Genomic DNA, 15,500 nt, shown 5'->3' on the forward strand with positions numbered 1-15,500 from the left:
GCGCCCGCTTTCAACATGACAACGTTTTAGGGGAGAGGTCTCTTCAGCCATGCTGCATTTCGAGCGCTGGAAGATCGTATTGATCTTGCTGACCTGCTTCCTCGGGCTTCTCTTTGCGCTGCCCAACTTCTTTTCGGCCGAGACGCGCGCCAAGTGGCCGGGCTTCCTGCCGTCGCGGGCGATGCCGCTCGGGCTCGACCTTCAGGGCGGCGCGCATCTTCTGCTGGCCATCGACCAGAAGGATATCCGTCACGACTGGCTGACCAATCTGCGCGAGGACGCCCGCCGTTCGCTGCGGGACGCGAAGATCGGCTTTTCCGCCATCGGCATCTCGGGCGAGGCTCTCCAGGTTCGTCTCGTGAAGCCCGAGGATACGGATGCAGCTTATGAAGCGCTGCGCAAGCTCGTGCAGCCGATCGGCAACCAGATTCTCGGTACGACGGGCGACGATATCGAAGTGCGGCGCGGGGCCGAGCCTGGCGTTATTCTCCTCCAGCCGACGGCGTTCGGATTGCGCGAGCGCCTGATCCACGCCACGTCGGCTTCCATCGAGACGATCAATCGGCGCGTCAACGCGATGGGCACGGCGGAATCGGAAGTCGTGCAGCAGGGGCGGGACCGTATTCTGGTTCAGTATCCCGGCCTCTCCGATACCCAGCAGCTCAAGGATTTGATCGGCCAGACGGCCAAGCTCTCGTTCCACGCCGTGCATCCGACGGTGACCGCCGAGGAGGCGCAGACGACGCGTCCGCCCGTCGGGTACAAGATCTATCAGTCGGGCGAGCGCGAGGACGACGCCGGATATCAGTCGGCGTACGTGCTGCAAGAGGTGCCGGTGGTGCAGGGCGACGACCTCGTCGACTCGCAGCCCGCTTTCGACAGCCAAACGAATGCGCCGATCATCACGTTCCGTTTCAACCAGTCGGGCGCGCGTAAGTTCGGCAACTTTACGAAGACGCACGTGGGCGAGCCGTTCGCCATCGTGCTCGACGACAAGGTGATCTCGGCACCCGTGATCCGTGAGGCCATTCTCGGCGGTTCGGGCCAGATCTCGGGCAACTTCTCGGTCGACAGCGCCAACAACCTCGCCATTCAGCTGCGCTCGGGCGCGCTGCCTGCGAAGCTGACGATCGTCGAGGAGCGGACCGTCGGGCCGTCGCTCGGCGCCGACAGTATCGATGCGGGTCTGCGTGCGTCCGTCGTCGGGCTCACCGCGATGGCGATCATCACCGTGTACATCTACGGCACATTCGGCGTGTATGCGCTGATCGGCCTTTTGGTGCACGGCGTTCTCATTGCCGCCCTGATGTCTGCGGTGGGCGCGACGCTCACGCTTCCGGGCATCGCGGGCTTCGTGCTGACCATCGCGATGGCGGTGGATGCGAACGTCCTCATCTACGAACGTGTTCGAGAAGAAATACGCGCGGGCAAAACGCAGGTGATGGCCATCGAGACGGGCTTCAGGCGCGCGTTCACCACCATTCTCGACAGCCAGCTCACCACACTCGTCGCGGGCCTGATCATGTTCTGGCTCGGCTCGGGGCCAATCCGCGGCTTCGCCGTTACGCTGTCGCTCGGCATTCTGACGTCGGTGTTCGCGGCGGTGACGGTGACGCGTCTGCTGTGCGCCATGTGGCTCAAGAACGCGAAGGCCGCCAAAGGGCGCCAAGTCGCTATTCCGATCTAAGGAAGGTCAACAATGTTCCTGGTCCCGGATTTCAAGGGTCACGATATCTTTCCCCATCACCTCAATCTTCCGATCATGAGGTACAAGGAGCTTTGCTTCGCCATCTCGATCCTGCTGATGGTGATTTCGCTCGGTCTCATCTTTACCAAGGGGTTCAACCTTGGTGTGGACTTCAAGGGCGGCTCGTTGATCGAGGTGCGTGCGAAGTCGGGGGAGGCGGATATCAGCGACATGCGCTCGTCGCTCACGGCGTTGGGCCTCGGTAGCGTTCAGATCCAGCATATCGGGACGGCTGGCGATGTGCTGATCCGCGTGGAGCAGCAAGAGGGCGAAGAGGAAGCTCAGCAGGTCGCGGCCAAAAAGGTGCTCGATACGCTCGGCGAAGGCTACGAGCTTCGTCGCGTCGAGATTGTCGGCCCGGCTGTTTCGGGCGAGCTTCGGATGACGGGCCTCATCGCCGTGTTCGTCGCGTGTATCGCGATCTGGGCCTATGTGTGGTTCCGCTTCGAGTGGCAGTTTTCCGTCGGCGTGCTTGTGGGGCTTGGGCATGATGCGCTGATCACGGCGGGCGTGTTCTCTCTGTTTCAGCTTCAGTTCGATCTCGGCATCGTGGCGGCGTTTCTCGCCATGCTCGGCTACTCGATTAACGATTCCATCGTCGTGGCCGACCGCATTCGCGAGAACATGCGCAAATATAAGAAGATGCCGCTGACGGAGCTGCTCAACCTGTCGATCAACGAGACGCTGTCGCGGACCGTGCTCACGGGCGTGACGACCGTCATCGTGCTGCTCTCGCTCATCATATTCGGCGGCGAAGTCATCCGGAACTTCGTGTTCTGCATGCTGTTCGGGGTGCTCATCGGCACATATTCGTCGGTGTTCATTTCGTCGCCGCTTATCGAGTATCTCGGTATCCGGCGCGACGCGATGGACGAGGAGCCCGCGAAGGCGCCGGCGCAGACGTCCTGAAGGCCTGGGGGCAATACGTCATGCGCCCCCGCGCCTATCTCCCCCGGCAGGTCCCCATCGAGGCCTATGGCAACGGCGGCTTCCGTTTCGGCGGCATGAGCCATCGCGGCTCCATTCTCTGTCTTCCGTCCGGTATCTGGGGTTGGGCGCCATCCAGCATCGGCGCGCTCGACAGCGCGGCCTTGCAGCCGCTGCTCGATCTCGCGTCGGATCTTTCCTTCGTGATCCTCGGAACCGGATCGACGCTGGCGCGCGCGCCGCGCGATGTCCGCATCGCGTGCGAAGAGGTGGGGCTCGGGCTTGATGTCATGGATACGGGCGCGGCGGCCCGCACCTACAACATCCTGCTGGCCGAAGGCCGTGCGATTGCGGCCGCGCTGATCGCCGTGGAATGAGGCCCGTCATGGGTGCATCCGATCCGCTTACCGCCGTCGGCGGCGATGTCCGCCCCATCTACGAGACGGCGCGGGACTTCGAGCGCGACCGCTATCTCGCCGCGCTGCTCGCGCCCAAGGAGACGCAGGACGATCTCGTGACGCTCGCGGCCTATCTCGGCGAGCTTCAACGCATTCCGCTCCTCGCACATGATGCGACGATCGGCGAGATCCGTTTTCAGTGGTGGCGAGACGCGCTTCAAGCCGCGCCGGACGTTGCGAGCGGACATCCCGTGGCCGATGCCGTGCGGGAGCTTGCGGCGCGGCGCGGTCTTTCAACGGAGACCTTGCTGCTTCCCATCGAGGGGCGTTCGCGGGAGCTCTACGAAGACGGTATCCGCGACGAGGACGACCTGCTCGCCTATGCCGACGAGGCCGAGGGGGGTGCATTTCGGATCGCGCACGGGCTGATCGTGGGCACCGCTCCTTCCGAAACATCGGAATTTTCCCGAAATGCGGGCCGGGCACTGGCCTTTACACGGCTTGCCCTCAGCTTGCCACAGCATCTTGCTCTTGGTCGTTTGCCGCTCCCGGCTGCGTTCGTGGGCAGGGCCCGCGATCCGCGCGGAGCGGACGAGGGAGTGGCGCGCGGGGCGGCCCGGGAGCTTTCGGCGCTTCTGGCCGTAGAGGCAAGGGCCTACCTCGCGCGCTTCCGCGGGGACCAGGTGCGTCTCGAAGGCCGAGAGTTGGCTGCGTTTCTGCCGCTTTGCCTCGTCGAGCCCTATTTGCAGGCCGCGCTCAGGCCCGGGCGTGACGCGCTTCTGGAACTTGCGGACATTTCGCCTCTGTCGCGTGTCGTCAGGCTGTGGTTCGCCCGATGGCGCGGGCGGATCTGATATCCGCGCTCGGGCGCGATACAGGGATCGGTCACTGCATGATTTTTCGCCTGCTCGCTTCCATCTGTTTCTGGTGCGCCGCTCTGTGCGCGCCGGCGCTGGCGCAATGGGGTTCGCCGCAGGACGAGCGTCCGTGGGGTGCGCCGTCGACGGTCGAGCCGCAGCACATGCCGTTGCCCGCGACACCGCAATTCGTGCCGCCGCCGGTCGAACCCGATGCGATGGGCATCGACGGACTTTTGGCGATGAGCGGCGTCGGCATCACGTGGCGGGTCGAGAATCCGTTCCGCTTCTTCGTCGATCCCAAGGATACGGAAGTGCATCGCGCGACCTATCTCGCGCTCACGCCGGAGCAGCGGCGTGCGGGGCCGGTGCTTGCGTCGGAGCGTGCACTTTCGCGCCGGCACGAATCCGGATGGGCGGAGAGCATGGTCCGGAAGGTGTGCTGGACCAGCCGCAAGAACCGGCACATCTGTCCCGACGGGAGCGATTACATCGATCCCAAAAGCCACAACGTGGAAGTGCGGCTTCAGAACATGCCCGAGCCCGCCATCGATTGCCGCTGGATCGCCTCGCCGCTCGGAGGCGCCGATACCGCCGAGGTGACCGTCACCAAGGCGTGCGGCGAGCCGGTCGTGTTCACCGCACCTTACCCGGCGGGCCTCAACGTGAGCGTGGCGGTCGGCGGGGTCGAGGTCGCGTCCACCGAGGTTCGCGTCACCGACATCTTTGTCGTCGGGCTAGGCGACAGCTTCGGCTCGGGTGAGGGCAACCCCGACGTGCCGGTGCGCTTTTCGCCGGAACGCACCATTGCCTATGGCGGAGACAAGGCGGGAGATCTTGGCGGGTATCCGGCACGCGTCGGTGCGTGGAAGCAGGTCGGCGACGATGTGTTCGTCGAGAACAATGCGCGTTGGCTCGATCAGGCGTGCCATCGTTCGCTCTATTCGTATCAATTGCGCACCGCGCTCGCGCTCGCGGTCGAAGACCCGCATCGGGCCGTGACGTTCGCGGGCTTTGCCTGCTCGGGCGCAGAGATCGTGTGGGGCTTCTTCCTGCGCTACAAGGGCAACGAGTGGGTGCCCAATCCGCCCGATCTTTCGCAAGTTGCGGCTGCGGCGGATGCGCAATGCGGGAAGCGCGACGCGCCGCTCGTCGATATGCCCGAGGCCTATCACATCCAGGGTTCGATCCCCGAGCTTCAGGGCGGCGTGGTTCTTCACAAGTGCCCGATCGAGAAAGCGCGCAAGATCGATCTGCTGCTGGTGTCGCTCGGCGGAAACGATGTGGGCTTCGCGCGTCTCGTGGCCAATGCGGTGCTTTCCGACAGCTCGCTCGTGCGCAGGCTCGGCGGCTGGTTCGGGCAGGTGCACGGCAATCAGGAAAGCGCGGCGCTGCTTGAGCGTCTCGACACGCGCTATAAGGCGATGAACCGCGCGTTGCACGGCATCCTGCACATTCCGTGGAACGAAGCGGACCGCGTCATCCTTACGGCCTATCCGCCGTTCTCGATGCTGGATGATGCGGGTGCCGTGTGCTCGGACGGCTCCGCCGGCATGGAGGTATTCAGCGACTTCGCGATTACGCAGAAGGCGGCGTTGAGCAGCGCGTGGCTTGCGGACAAGCTCGATCAGATCATGGCCGAGAGCGCGCGCCATCATTCGTGGAGCTTCGTTTTCGACCATCGGAAGGCGTTCGTCGGTCGCGGCCTGTGCGCCGGGCACACGACCGGCCTCGGCTCGATTGCGGACGATCTGAGGTTGCCCCGCCGACAAGGGGGCATGTGGGTTCCTTACAACCCGGCGCACTTCGAGCCTTACGCCGCGCGGCAACGCTGGTTCCGCACGCCGAACGACGCCTTCATGACCGGAAACTTCCACGTGGCCGGATCGGTGATGCAGCGTGTGCTGAAGCTGCAAAGCTTCTCGTGGTTCCAGGTGCTGCTGGCCTCGACCTATTCGGGCGCCTTCCATCCGACGGCCGAGGGGCATGCCGCGATTGCGGATGCGGTGATGCCGCGCGCGCGCGAGGTGCTGGCGCGCTATGGGCAGCAATCCGTGGCGGCGGGGGCTGACGGCAGTGCGCCGCAGGCTATACGCGCTCCGTTCGGCAACGACGCGCTGCCGGCTGCCGGAGGCGGATGGTAACGCTTTCGGGCGATGCTAGAGGGTGATTGGTTTTGATTGAATCGAAATCACGCTCTAGCTTTTTGACGAGACCGATGCGTCACGCTTCGAACTTTCTCCGCGCTGCCGATTCACGCCGTGCCGGGTAGGCGGCGCGCCGATCGGAGCGGCTAGGGTCCGAAGCGATTATGGTCTCTTGAGTCAGACCGACTATCACGCTTCGGACTGATAGGGTCCGAAGCGATCATGGTCTCTTGAGCTAGACCGATGATTCACGCTTCAGGCTGGTAGGGCCTGAAGCGATCATGGTCTATTCGGCGGCTTCGTTGCCGAACTGGAGTTCGGAGAGGCGGGCGTAGAGGCCGCTCTTTTGCGTGAGCTCGCGGTGGGTGCCGCTTTCCACGATGCGGCCGCCGTCGAGCACGAGAATGCGATCCGCGCTCTGCACCGTCGAGAGGCGGTGCGCGACGACGATGGTCGTGCGGCCCTTCGCGAGGCTTTCGAGTGCGCGCTGCACGGCCTGTTCGCTTTCCGTATCGAGGGCGCTGGTCGCTTCGTCGAGCAGGAGTACGGGGGCGTCTTTCAGAATCGCGCGGGCGATGGCGATGCGTTGACGCTGGCCGCCGGAGAGCTGGATGCCGCGTTCTCCGAGGCGGGTTTCATATCCGTCGGGCAGCGCGCAGATGAAGGCGTCCGCTTGCGCTGCGGTGGCTGCCCGCACGACATCGTCGTGCGTCGCGTTGGGCGTGCCGTAGCGAATGTTCTCGGCAATCGTGTCGGCAAAGAGAGCGACATCCTGCGGGACGAGCGCGGTCGCGCTGCGCAGATCCTTGAGGGCGAGGGTTGCGATGTTCGTGCGGTCGAGAAGGATCTCGCCGCTCGTGGTGTCGTAGAAGCGCAGGAGGAGGCTCAGGATCGTGGACTTGCCGGAGCCCGACGGGCCGACGATGGCCACACGCTCGCCGGAGGTGACGCGGAAGGACACGTCGTCGAGTGCAAAGACATCCGGCCGGCTCGGATAGGCGAACCGCACGTTGCGGAACTCGATCTCGCCCTTGAGCGGCGAGGGGAGGGCTGCCGGGTTCGGCGGCGAGACGATCTCGGGTTCCGTGTCCATGAACTCGGCGATGCGCTCGGCTGCGCCCGCCGCTTGCGTCGTCTCGCCCCACACTTCCGAGAGACTGCCGAGAGACGCTGCGGCGAACAGCGCGTAGATCACGAACTGGCTGAGACGGCCCACCGAAATATCGCCCCCGACGACGCCGGCTGCGCCGTACCACAGCACGCCGACGATGCCGGCAACGGCCAGCATGATGATGAGGCCGGTCAGGGCTGCGCGCGCGAAGATGCGCTCGCGTGCGGCTTCGAAAGCGCGTTCGGATGCGTCGGCGAAACGGCGGGCGACGGCGTTTTCATGTCCGAACGCCTGCATGGTGCGCACGGCAGACAGGTTTTCGGCGGCATAGGCCGAGGCTTCGGCGAGAGTATCCTGGGCGCGCCGCGACAGGCGGCGGACCACGCGCCCGTAGCCGATCAGCGGAAGCACGATCAACGGAATGACGATCAGCACCATCAGCGACAGGCCGGGGCTCGTGACGATCATCATCGCGAGCGCGCCGATGAGCATGATCGTGTTGCGCACGGCCTGGGAGATGGCGGTGCCGGCCGCGGCCTTGATCTGGGTCGTATCTGCCGTGAGGCGGCTCATCACCTCGCCCGAATGGGTGCGCTCGTAGAACGCGGGACCGAGGTGGGCGAGGTGGGCGAAGACGTCGGAGCGGAGGTCGGCCACGACGCGCTCGCCGATCCAGGTCACGAGGTAAAAGCGGACCGCACTTGCTCCTGCCAGCACGACGCCGATGATGATGAGCATCATGAAATACTGATCGATCATGGCGCCGTCGGCGCTGCCGAAGCCATGGTCGATCATGCGACGGACCGCCATCGGGATCGTGAGCATGGCCATGGCGGCGACGACGAGGGCTGCGAGTGCCCCTGCGAGACGAGCCGGATGGCGCATGAGGTAGGGTTTGAGCGCGCGTAGCGGCCGCAACGAGCGGCGCTTCGCCTCCGCGTCCTTGGCCACGGGAGCGTCGTCCGGAACGGCCGCGGGCCGCAGGGGTTCTGTCAGGCTCAAATCTCGGTCTTTCGCTTCAGGCATTTCCTCGGGCCGCTCTTGGGGCGGCTACGTGAAGGGGACCATGCTCGACGGAGGGCCCTCGCGTCAACGTCCGGAGACCACCTGCGCCAGATGGCGCAGGCCCTTCCACCGTTAACGGGGACACCTCGTGGGTGCTTGATTTTGGGCAAGAAAACGCGACTTTGAGGGGCGGGTTTTCGACGCTTGTGCCGCAGGATTATCTCGACTATAGAACGGGCCATCCTAGAATTCGGGGCCGACGACCGCGCCGGGTTATCCGCCGCCGTGGGGCGCGCTTTCCGCCAGGACGCGCCATCTTGCGAAATTTGCCTCCCGACAGCTGGCCCCTCGACTGAGAGCGACGACGATGAAGAGAGACGTTGACCTGCATCCCGACTACCACCAGATCACGGTCAAGATGACCGATGGGACGGAATTCGTCACCTATTCGACCTACGGCAAGGAAGGCGACGAGCTTCAGCTCGACATCGATCCTTCGTCGCATCCGGCCTGGACTGGCGGCGATCAGCGCCTGATGGACCGTGGCGGCCGTCTCTCGCGCTTCAAGAAGAAGTTCGAAGGCATCTTCTAAGAGCCCGCGCGCTTCCGGGCGAGCCTGGGTTCGGCCCGGTCTCTCGCGCGAGGAAGCTGGCCATCGGCAGACACAGAAAAGGCCCGGCGACAGCGCCGGGCCTTTTTCTGTGTTCTGGTGGCCGGCTTCTGTCGCGGCGGGCTGCGGGGTCAGCCCGCGGCAGCGCGCCGGATGCCTGAGCCGAACGCCTTTTCGAGGGCGCTGATCTGGGTGGCGACCGGATTTGCGTGCTCGGCCGGCCTTGCATCGTCGGCTGCGGGAAGCATGGCCCTATCGAGTTGGACGATCCTGTCGTGCAGCGTGAAGCTCGCTTCGATCAGGTCGCGAAGCCCCTGCGGGAGGTCATCGAAGCCACGTGTGTGGTTCGGGCGTCCCAAGGTCTGAAGCTTGACGCGGGCGCGCTTGGTTTCGGCTTCCTCGGCCGTGATCTCGCCCTCCTTGAGGGCCCGGCGGATCAGCAGCCAGGAGGCGAGTTCGAGCAGGCGCGTGGTGAGGCGCATGCTTTCGGTCGCGTAAAGGACGGTGACGGGACCGGGGAGCCCCTTCGACTCGCGGCGTCCTTCGCCGTCGAGATAAGCGGCGGCTCGTTCTACGAGCCCCATGCCTTGGGAAAAGACCCGGTCGAACTGCTCGGAGGCCTGAAACCGTTCTCCGAAGGAGACTGTCACAGCCGCTCTATCGAGCAGGCTTTCTACGTGAGATCCATTACTCATGACACACTTCGATACATACGCCTACGTTTCGCTCACCTTAGCATCGTCAGATCCTAAGAGGCCAGAGTTAACAAGATGGCCTAGAAAGAGACGATGCGATGTCGATGCGCGCGGTTTCCACATCCGGTGCATTGCTCAGCAAAAGGCGCGCCAAAAAAATGAGCCGCCTTGCGGCGGCTCAGAAGTCAAACAGGGAGGCGTCAAACAGGGTGGCTAGGCACCACCCGGGATCCAGCATGTCTGGATGCGGAGAACGTTAGGCTTCAATTCCTAACGAACGCTTAACGGTTAGCGAATTCCGAATCGATTGCGCGTTCACCGCTAGGGCCGCGCCGTGTTGTCCGGTTGTCCCGCAATGGGATGTTTGACGACGGATTGGTTGAGCGAAGACAGCGTCTTCGTCTCGGAGCTTCATAAAATGCATCTCGTGGGAGGCGACGCTTTCCGCGGCTCAATCGGCCTTCGAAGAATTTTCGTCGCCGGCCGACGTCCGGTGCGTTGCCAGCACCTTGTCGATGCGTCGGCCGTCGAGGTCGATCACTTCGAGACGCCAGCCCGACGTTTCGATGTACTCGCCCGTGCGGGGGATGTGCTGAAGCTGAGCCAATAGGAAGCCCGCCACCGTCGTGTAGCCGCGCTTCGTCGGAAGCGTGAGGCCGAGCAGGTCTGCCATGGCGTCGGCCGGCATCGCGCCGGAGAGCAGCAGCGAGCCATCCTCGCGGGTGACCACGTCCGGATCGTCCTCGTCCGACTTGAATGCGCCGACGATGGCTTCCAGCGTGTCGGTCGGCGTAATCAGGCCCTCGAAATTGCCGTACTCGTCATGGATCAGTGCGATCGGCACGTCGGCTTCACGCAGCACCGCGAGCGCGTCGAGGGCGTGCATCGTCTCGGGGATGATCGGCACCTTGCGGATCAGAGGGCGAATGTCGAGGACTTCGCCAGAGAGCACGGAGGCGAGGAGTTCGCGCGCCTGTACGACGCCGATCAGCGTGTCGACCGAGCCTTCGCCGACCGGCACCAGAGAGTGAGGCGTGTCAATGAGCAGCTTGCGGATCTCGTCCTGGCTCGCGTTGACATCCACCCAGTCGACATCGGTGCGCGGTGTCATCAGATCGATGACCGTGCGGTCGCCCAGGCGCATCACGCCCGAAATCATTTCGCGCTCGTGCGTTTCGAGCAAGCCGGAGGCCTCAGCCTCGGCGATCAGCATGGCGATTTCCTCGTCCGTGATCTGGCTTTCCTTCACGGTGGAGACGCGGAACAGGCGGAAAACGAGACGAGTGGACGTGTCGAGCAGCCAGACGAACGGGCGCGCAATGCGGGAGAACGCCGACATGATCGGCGCGACCAGGCATGCGATGGATTCCGAATGCTTGAGCGCCATATTTTTCGGGACGAGTTCGCCGAAAATGACGGACAGATAGGTGATGATGGCGATGACGCTGCCGTATCCGAGGGGGCGGCAATCGCATCCTGAAAGCCCGCCTCGCGGAGCGCCGCATAAGCGCGCGAGCCGAAGGCTTCACCCGAATAGACGCCGTTGATGATGCCGACGAGGGTGATGCCGATCTGAACGGAGGAAAGGAAGCGGCCTGGGTCGGTGGCGAGCGCGAGGGCTTTTTCCGCGCCGGCTTTTCCGGCGGCTGCCATGGCTTTCAGCCGCGTTTGGCGGGCGGATACGATGGCAAGTTCAGAAAGCGCAAAAAGGCCGTTGACGATGATCAGGGCCAGGACGATCAGTAGCTCGGTCACTTGATATGTGGCCGACCTGAATTCGTCGAAGCCACTCCATATTGCTAACGTTGGCCGGAATCTATCGGGTGGTTTCGTTCCGGTCAATCGGATGCAAGTGCCGCCCAATTTCCGTTATGGCGCTGCGACTTGACGGGGTGCTAGGGTTTCGGGGCTTTGAAAAGAGCCGCTGCCGCACTCTCGTGTGCGCGTTTGCGCGTCAGTTCCGCGCGGATGCGTTCGATCTCTTCGGAAAACGCGCCGATCCGTTCCTCCAACTCCGCGACCGACAACGTTTCCAGGTTGTCGCCGATGCTGGCGGATTTTGTCGTCTTCGGCCTCGCCTCGTCCCAATCCATCGCGCTCTCTCCCAGGGGAGCGCGTTTCTGCGCCCCGGCGGTAAGGTGTCACTTTCGACGCCTTGTCTCAAGGCGTCCGCTCGGGCACCTATGCACGGAACGAGCCGCCGGAGGAGCCACGCATGCCGACATTGCCCGAGACGATGACTGCCATTGCAATCCAAGGCAAAGGCGGTCCCGAGGTGCTCGTCGCGGAAGAGCGCGCCTTGCCCGAGCCCGGGCCGGGGCAAGTGCTGATCCGGGTGGCCGCGGCCGGCGTCAACCGGCCGGACGTTCTCCAGCGCAAAGGGCTCTATCCCGCGCCGAAAGGGCATTCGGAGCTGCCGGGACTGGAAGTGGCGGGTACCGTTGCGGCCGCAGGCGAGGGTGTGACGCGTTTTCAGGCCGGCGACCGGGTGATGGCGCTCTTGAATGGCGGCGGCTACGCGACGTTCGCGCTCGCCGAGGAAGCGGCAACGCTTCCCATCCCGGAGGGTGTGTCCGATGCCGAAGCGGCGGCGATCCCCGAAACGTTCTTCACCGTCTGGCACAACGTGTTCGAGCGCGGCGCGCTCAAAGCCGGGGAATGGCTTCTGGTCCATGGCGGATCGAGCGGCATCGGCGTGACGGCGATCCAGCTTGCGACCCAGCTCGGCGCGAAAGTGATCGTGACGGCGGGTTCGCAAGAGAAGTGCGAGGCCTGCCTCGAACTCGGCGCGCTGCGGGCGGTCAACTACACGAACGAAGATTTCGTCGAGGTCGTGAAGGCGGAGACGGCCGGGCGGGGCGTCGATGTCATTCTCGATATGGTGGGCGGCGATTACGTGGATCGCAACATCCGCTCGCTCGGCGACGACGGGCGGCTCGTCTACATCGGTTTCCAGTCGGGCTCGAAGGTGACGGTCGACCTGATGCGCGTGATGCTGAAGCGGCTGACGCTTACGGGCTCGACGCTGCGCATCCGGCCGACGGAAGTGAAGGGCGCGATTGCGCGCGCCATCGAAACGCATGTCCTGCCGCTCGTGGCGAGTGGGAACGTGCGCGTTGTGATCGACAGCACGTTTCCGTTGCGAGAGGCCGCCGCCGCTCACGCACGGATGGAAACGAGCCAGCACATCGGCAAGATCGTGCTGACGGTGGATTGAAGGAGCGTCGTTACGCGAGCGCGCTCATGGCCGCGAGCGGGCGGATCGCGGGATCGGGAAACAGCTCGTCGAGCCCTGTGCTCGTCAGCTCGGATGCGACGTGAATGCCGCTTGCGATGAAGACGCTTGCGATGCCCGCGCGCGCTGCGCCGGTGATGTCGGTGCGGATGCCGTCGCCGATGGCGAGGATGCGGTCGCGCGGGACTGGCTTCGCGCGCAGCTTGGCGAGCGCTTCGAAGGCGAGATCGTAGATGGGCCCGTGCGGCTTGCCGGCATACGAGACGCGCCCGCCCAGCTTCTCGTATTCGGCGGCGATGGCGCCTGCGCAGTAGACGATCCTGTTGCCGCGCTCCACGGTGAGATCCGGATTGGCGCAGATCATCGGTACGTTCCGCGCGGCGAAATCCGCGAGAAGTGCCGTGTAGTCGTCAGGGGTTTCGGTCTCGTCGTCGAACAGGCCGGTGCAGGAGATGACGTCGGCTGCGGTTGCGTCCGACAGCGTGACGGGGAGGCCGTCGTACACGGGCGCATCGCGCTCGGGGCCGAGCGGGAAGACGGGCCGGCCCGCGTACGTGCCGATGAGCGCGCGGGCCGCGTCTCCCGACGTCAGGATCGCATCCCAGGCCGCGCGCGGGATGCCGATGCGGTCGAGTTGCTCTGCGACGCTCGTGTGCGGGCGGGGCGCGTTCGAGAGCAGCAAAACGGTGCCACCCGCCTCGCGAAACCGGACGCAGGCGTCGCTCGCGCCTCGAAAGGGCGCAACGCCGTTATGCATGACACCCCAGATGTCCGTCAGCCACGCGTCGCGCGGGGGCCCGAGGTCATCGATCGAGGCGAGGATGGGGATGGGGTGTTGGGTCGGTTTGGCGGTCGGTTCTGTCATGGCGCATGAGTAGCATCGAACGGCGCTGAGTGGGTGCGGCAGGTTGGATATCATGAAAAAGGAGGGACCGAGGGTCCCTCCTTCAATGGTTCAGCCTGCTGTTTAAGATCAGGCAGCGGCCGTCGTGTTGCGGTTGCGGGTGACGTCGGCGCGCACGGGGCGCGGTCCGCCGAAGAGTTGGCCCTGGCCCAGGAGAACGCCGAACCCGAATACGCGCGCGAGCTTGTCGTCGTCGTCGATGTGCTCCACGACGAGTGTCAGGCCATGCCTCGCGAGGTGGCGGCACACGTCGCTCGACGGCAGGCGTCCGCTCGGGGCCGGCAGGCCTTCGAGGAACACCGAGGCATCGAGCTTGACGAAGGCGAAGCCTTGCTCGGCCAGCGCCTCGAAGTCCATGTCGAGGTCGGTGATGTGGCTGAGTGCGAAGCGGAAGCCGAGCGCGCGCATATCGGCGAGCGAATCCCACTCCGGCGTGGAGAAGCCGCGCACGTCGCTCTGCGTGAACGAGAGCACGAGCTGAGTGGCGAGGCTTGCGCGCTGATGCAGCGTCTCTGCCAACTCGCCGAGGAAGTGCTCGTCGGCGACGGATTCGCCGCTGAACGCGGAAAAGACGGAGCCGACCTTGCCACGTTCTTCGAGGCGGCGCGCGACGGCGGCGGTGCGCGTGACGCGGACGCCATCGAATAGCGGGAGCAGACCCGTGCCGCGCAGGTCGGGCCCATCGGGCGTGACGTCCAGCACGTTGCCGTCGCTGTCACGCAGGCGGACGCAGACTTCGTAATGGCGCGTCTGCTGGTCTTCGAGGCCGAGGATCGGCTCCAGCGTCACGTCGATGCGTCCGGCCGAGATGGCGTCGGCCATCAGGCGGGCGCGCGCGTCCGCAGCCGATTGGGGACGCGGACCTGGGGCGGCGCCCCGTACGAAAGGCGGCAACGGCGGCGGTGGCGGTTGTGCCTGTTGCTCGTGTGCCGGGACGCCGAGCGGCGCGTCGCGCGGCCCGGACGCGGCCGTGCGCATCGTCTCCGCCGTCATGCGCAACGCTTCGATGGCATGATCGACGCTCGCTTCCGGCACCGGACGCGCTCCCGATCCAGAGGAATGGCCCGCCTCCATCTGCTCGGCCGCGTTGACCTCTTCGAGCAGGCGTTTGATCGCGTCCTGGATCACCTCGACGTCGGCTTCGCGCGGGACGGGGGGGCGCTCTGCGTGTGCGGGCGCTGTCGGTTGCGGCGCTGGCGCGCCTGCCGCGCCCGAGAGCCGGCCGGTCACGAACGGCGGAAGCTCTTCCCGGCTCGCCGATTCACGGTTTGCGGGGGGCGCCGGGCGAAACGACCAGAAATCGTCCGCATCGTCATCGGCATCGACCGCACCCTTGCTCGCGGCCGGGGAGGGCGGCACGGCCTTCAGCGGCGGCGGGCCGGTGCGCTCGGCGGCGCGTGCGACCGTGGATGATGCCTCGCCGCGTCCCGGAGCACGCGGGGGCACCGGACCCGCGCCTGCTGCGGGACCTGGAGCGCCCATGGGCCGTGGGCCACGCGCAGCCGGCGCGGCGCCGCCGTGGGTGGAACGGGGGGCATCTTTCAGTCGGCGGACGTCCTGTTCTCTGCGGTCCCGGGTCGGGGCCGCGTCGCGGACGCGCCGCTCCCGGCGCCAGGCGAGGGCGTGTCCGGCGGTCAGAAGAAGAAAGGTGGCGAGTGCAGCCGTCGTGGCCACCGGACCAGGCACGCCGATGTGCTGATAGAGCGCGACGGCAGTGGCGGTTGTGACCAGCCCCATGGCCACGACCAACACCGTCTGTGAGCCTGTCTGATTTTGCATCATGATCCCGTCTTCTCCGCTACTCTTGGCGCCCGCCGCACTTTGCGCTCCGCCACGCTATGCGCCCACGTCACCCGACTCCGCC

At 65.3% G+C, this 15,500-nt stretch carries 13 protein-coding genes and 1 pseudogene; 7 read left to right on the forward strand and 7 right to left on the reverse strand.

What is annotated here, in order from left to right; translation table 11 throughout:
- Window positions 1-49: 49 nt before the first annotated feature.
- The 5 genes from secD to W911_RS09315 are packed head-to-tail and all read left to right on the forward strand — an operon-like array spanning window position 50 to window position 6,073.
- Window positions 50-1,687, forward strand: coding sequence for a protein translocase subunit SecD (gene secD / locus W911_RS09295; RefSeq protein ID WP_041316443.1), 1,638 nt, complete (start codon window positions 50-52; stop codon window positions 1,685-1,687).
- A 12-nt stretch (window positions 1,688-1,699) separates the two neighbouring features.
- A complete protein-coding gene (gene secF, locus W911_RS09300) occupies window positions 1,700-2,656 on the forward strand; it encodes a protein translocase subunit SecF (protein ID WP_041316445.1) in 957 nt (318 codons plus the stop codon).
- 20 nt (window positions 2,657-2,676) lie between these two features.
- Window positions 2,677-3,051 carry an Mth938-like domain-containing protein gene (locus W911_RS09305; RefSeq protein ID WP_023787288.1) on the forward strand — a complete coding sequence of 125 codons (375 nt, stop codon included), beginning with the start codon at window positions 2,677-2,679 and terminating at the stop codon, window positions 3,049-3,051.
- Between the two features lie 8 nt (window positions 3,052-3,059).
- Complete coding sequence (locus W911_RS09310) at window positions 3,060-3,926, forward strand: phytoene/squalene synthase family protein (RefSeq protein ID WP_023787289.1); 867 nt, start codon at window positions 3,060-3,062, stop codon at window positions 3,924-3,926.
- A 38-nt stretch (window positions 3,927-3,964) separates the two neighbouring features.
- Window positions 3,965-6,073, forward strand: coding sequence for an SGNH/GDSL hydrolase family protein (locus W911_RS09315; RefSeq protein WP_174394675.1), 2,109 nt, complete (start codon window positions 3,965-3,967; stop codon window positions 6,071-6,073).
- Window positions 6,074-6,362: 289 nt separating this feature from the next.
- On the opposite strand, the gene W911_RS09320 is transcribed toward W911_RS09315, so the two are convergent.
- Window positions 6,363-8,213 carry an ABC transporter transmembrane domain-containing protein gene (locus W911_RS09320; protein ID WP_023787291.1) on the reverse strand — a complete coding sequence of 617 codons (1,851 nt, stop codon included), beginning with the start codon at window positions 8,211-8,213 and terminating at the stop codon, window positions 6,363-6,365.
- 346 nt (window positions 8,214-8,559) lie between these two features.
- Between W911_RS09320 and rpmE the strand changes: the two genes are divergently transcribed.
- Window positions 8,560-8,784 carry a 50S ribosomal protein L31 gene (gene rpmE / locus W911_RS09325; RefSeq protein ID WP_023787292.1) on the forward strand — a complete coding sequence of 75 codons (225 nt, stop codon included), beginning with the start codon at window positions 8,560-8,562 and terminating at the stop codon, window positions 8,782-8,784.
- Between the two features lie 149 nt (window positions 8,785-8,933).
- On the opposite strand, the gene rcdA is transcribed toward rpmE, so the two are convergent.
- The 4 genes and pseudogenes from rcdA to W911_RS09340 all read right to left on the reverse strand — a co-directional run bounded on the left by rcdA (window position 8,934) and on the right by W911_RS09340 (window position 11,590).
- The gene (rcdA, locus tag W911_RS09330; RefSeq protein ID WP_023787293.1) at window positions 8,934-9,497 is read right to left on the reverse strand and encodes a protease adaptor protein RcdA; all 564 of its coding nucleotides are present in this window, start codon (window positions 9,495-9,497) and stop codon (window positions 8,934-8,936) included.
- Between the two features lie 451 nt (window positions 9,498-9,948).
- The gene (locus W911_RS09335; protein ID WP_341872111.1) at window positions 9,949-10,938 is read right to left on the reverse strand and encodes a hemolysin family protein; all 990 of its coding nucleotides are present in this window, start codon (window positions 10,936-10,938) and stop codon (window positions 9,949-9,951) included.
- 131 nt (window positions 10,939-11,069) lie between these two features.
- Window positions 11,070-11,252, reverse strand: a pseudogene (locus W911_RS18950) (CNNM domain-containing protein); the annotation flags it as partial.
- A 140-nt stretch (window positions 11,253-11,392) separates the two neighbouring features.
- Window positions 11,393-11,590 (reverse strand): DUF1192 domain-containing protein, encoded by a 198-nt coding sequence (locus W911_RS09340; protein WP_023787294.1) that lies wholly within the window; start codon window positions 11,588-11,590, stop codon window positions 11,393-11,395.
- A gap of 122 nt (window positions 11,591-11,712) precedes the next feature.
- Between W911_RS09340 and W911_RS09345 the strand changes: the two genes are divergently transcribed.
- Window positions 11,713-12,714 (forward strand): NAD(P)H-quinone oxidoreductase, encoded by a 1,002-nt coding sequence (locus W911_RS09345; protein WP_023787295.1) that lies wholly within the window; start codon window positions 11,713-11,715, stop codon window positions 12,712-12,714.
- A gap of 10 nt (window positions 12,715-12,724) precedes the next feature.
- On the opposite strand, the gene W911_RS09350 is transcribed toward W911_RS09345, so the two are convergent.
- Both W911_RS09350 and W911_RS09355 read right to left on the reverse strand, forming a co-directional pair.
- Complete coding sequence (locus tag W911_RS09350) at window positions 12,725-13,597, reverse strand: TIGR01459 family HAD-type hydrolase (RefSeq protein WP_023787296.1); 873 nt, start codon at window positions 13,595-13,597, stop codon at window positions 12,725-12,727.
- A 108-nt stretch (window positions 13,598-13,705) separates the two neighbouring features.
- Window positions 13,706-15,418: an EAL domain-containing protein gene (locus W911_RS09355; protein ID WP_023787297.1), complete on the reverse strand. Its 1,713-nt coding sequence runs from the start codon at window positions 15,416-15,418 to the stop codon at window positions 13,706-13,708.
- Window positions 15,419-15,500: the final 82 nt, after the last annotated feature.

It is taken from the genome of Hyphomicrobium nitrativorans NL23 (assembly GCF_000503895.1).
In the GTDB taxonomy this organism is placed as follows: domain Bacteria; phylum Pseudomonadota; class Alphaproteobacteria; order Rhizobiales; family Hyphomicrobiaceae; genus Hyphomicrobium_C; species Hyphomicrobium_C nitrativorans.

Coding starts and splice junctions, on each gene's coding strand:
- W911_RS09345 (WP_023787295.1), top strand. CDS start 11,713: ATGCCGACATTGCCCGAGACGATGACTGCCATTGCAATCCAAGGCAAA.
- W911_RS09305 (WP_023787288.1), top strand. CDS start 2,677: ATGCGCCCCCGCGCCTATCTCCCCCGGCAGGTCCCCATCGAGGCCTAT.
- W911_RS09340 (WP_023787294.1), bottom strand. CDS start 11,590: ATGGATTGGGACGAGGCGAGGCCGAAGACGACAAAATCCGCCAGCATC.
- rcdA (WP_023787293.1), bottom strand. CDS start 9,497: ATGAGTAATGGATCTCACGTAGAAAGCCTGCTCGATAGAGCGGCTGTG.
- W911_RS09355 (WP_023787297.1), bottom strand. CDS start 15,418: ATGATGCAAAATCAGACAGGCTCACAGACGGTGTTGGTCGTGGCCATG.
- secF (WP_041316445.1), top strand. CDS start 1,700: ATGTTCCTGGTCCCGGATTTCAAGGGTCACGATATCTTTCCCCATCAC.
- W911_RS09310 (WP_023787289.1), top strand. CDS start 3,060: ATGGGTGCATCCGATCCGCTTACCGCCGTCGGCGGCGATGTCCGCCCC.
- secD (WP_041316443.1), top strand. CDS start 50: ATGCTGCATTTCGAGCGCTGGAAGATCGTATTGATCTTGCTGACCTGC.
- W911_RS09315 (WP_174394675.1), top strand. CDS start 3,965: ATGATTTTTCGCCTGCTCGCTTCCATCTGTTTCTGGTGCGCCGCTCTG.
- W911_RS09320 (WP_023787291.1), bottom strand. CDS start 8,213: ATGCCTGAAGCGAAAGACCGAGATTTGAGCCTGACAGAACCCCTGCGG.
- W911_RS09350 (WP_023787296.1), bottom strand. CDS start 13,597: ATGACAGAACCGACCGCCAAACCGACCCAACACCCCATCCCCATCCTC.
- rpmE (WP_023787292.1), top strand. CDS start 8,560: ATGAAGAGAGACGTTGACCTGCATCCCGACTACCACCAGATCACGGTC.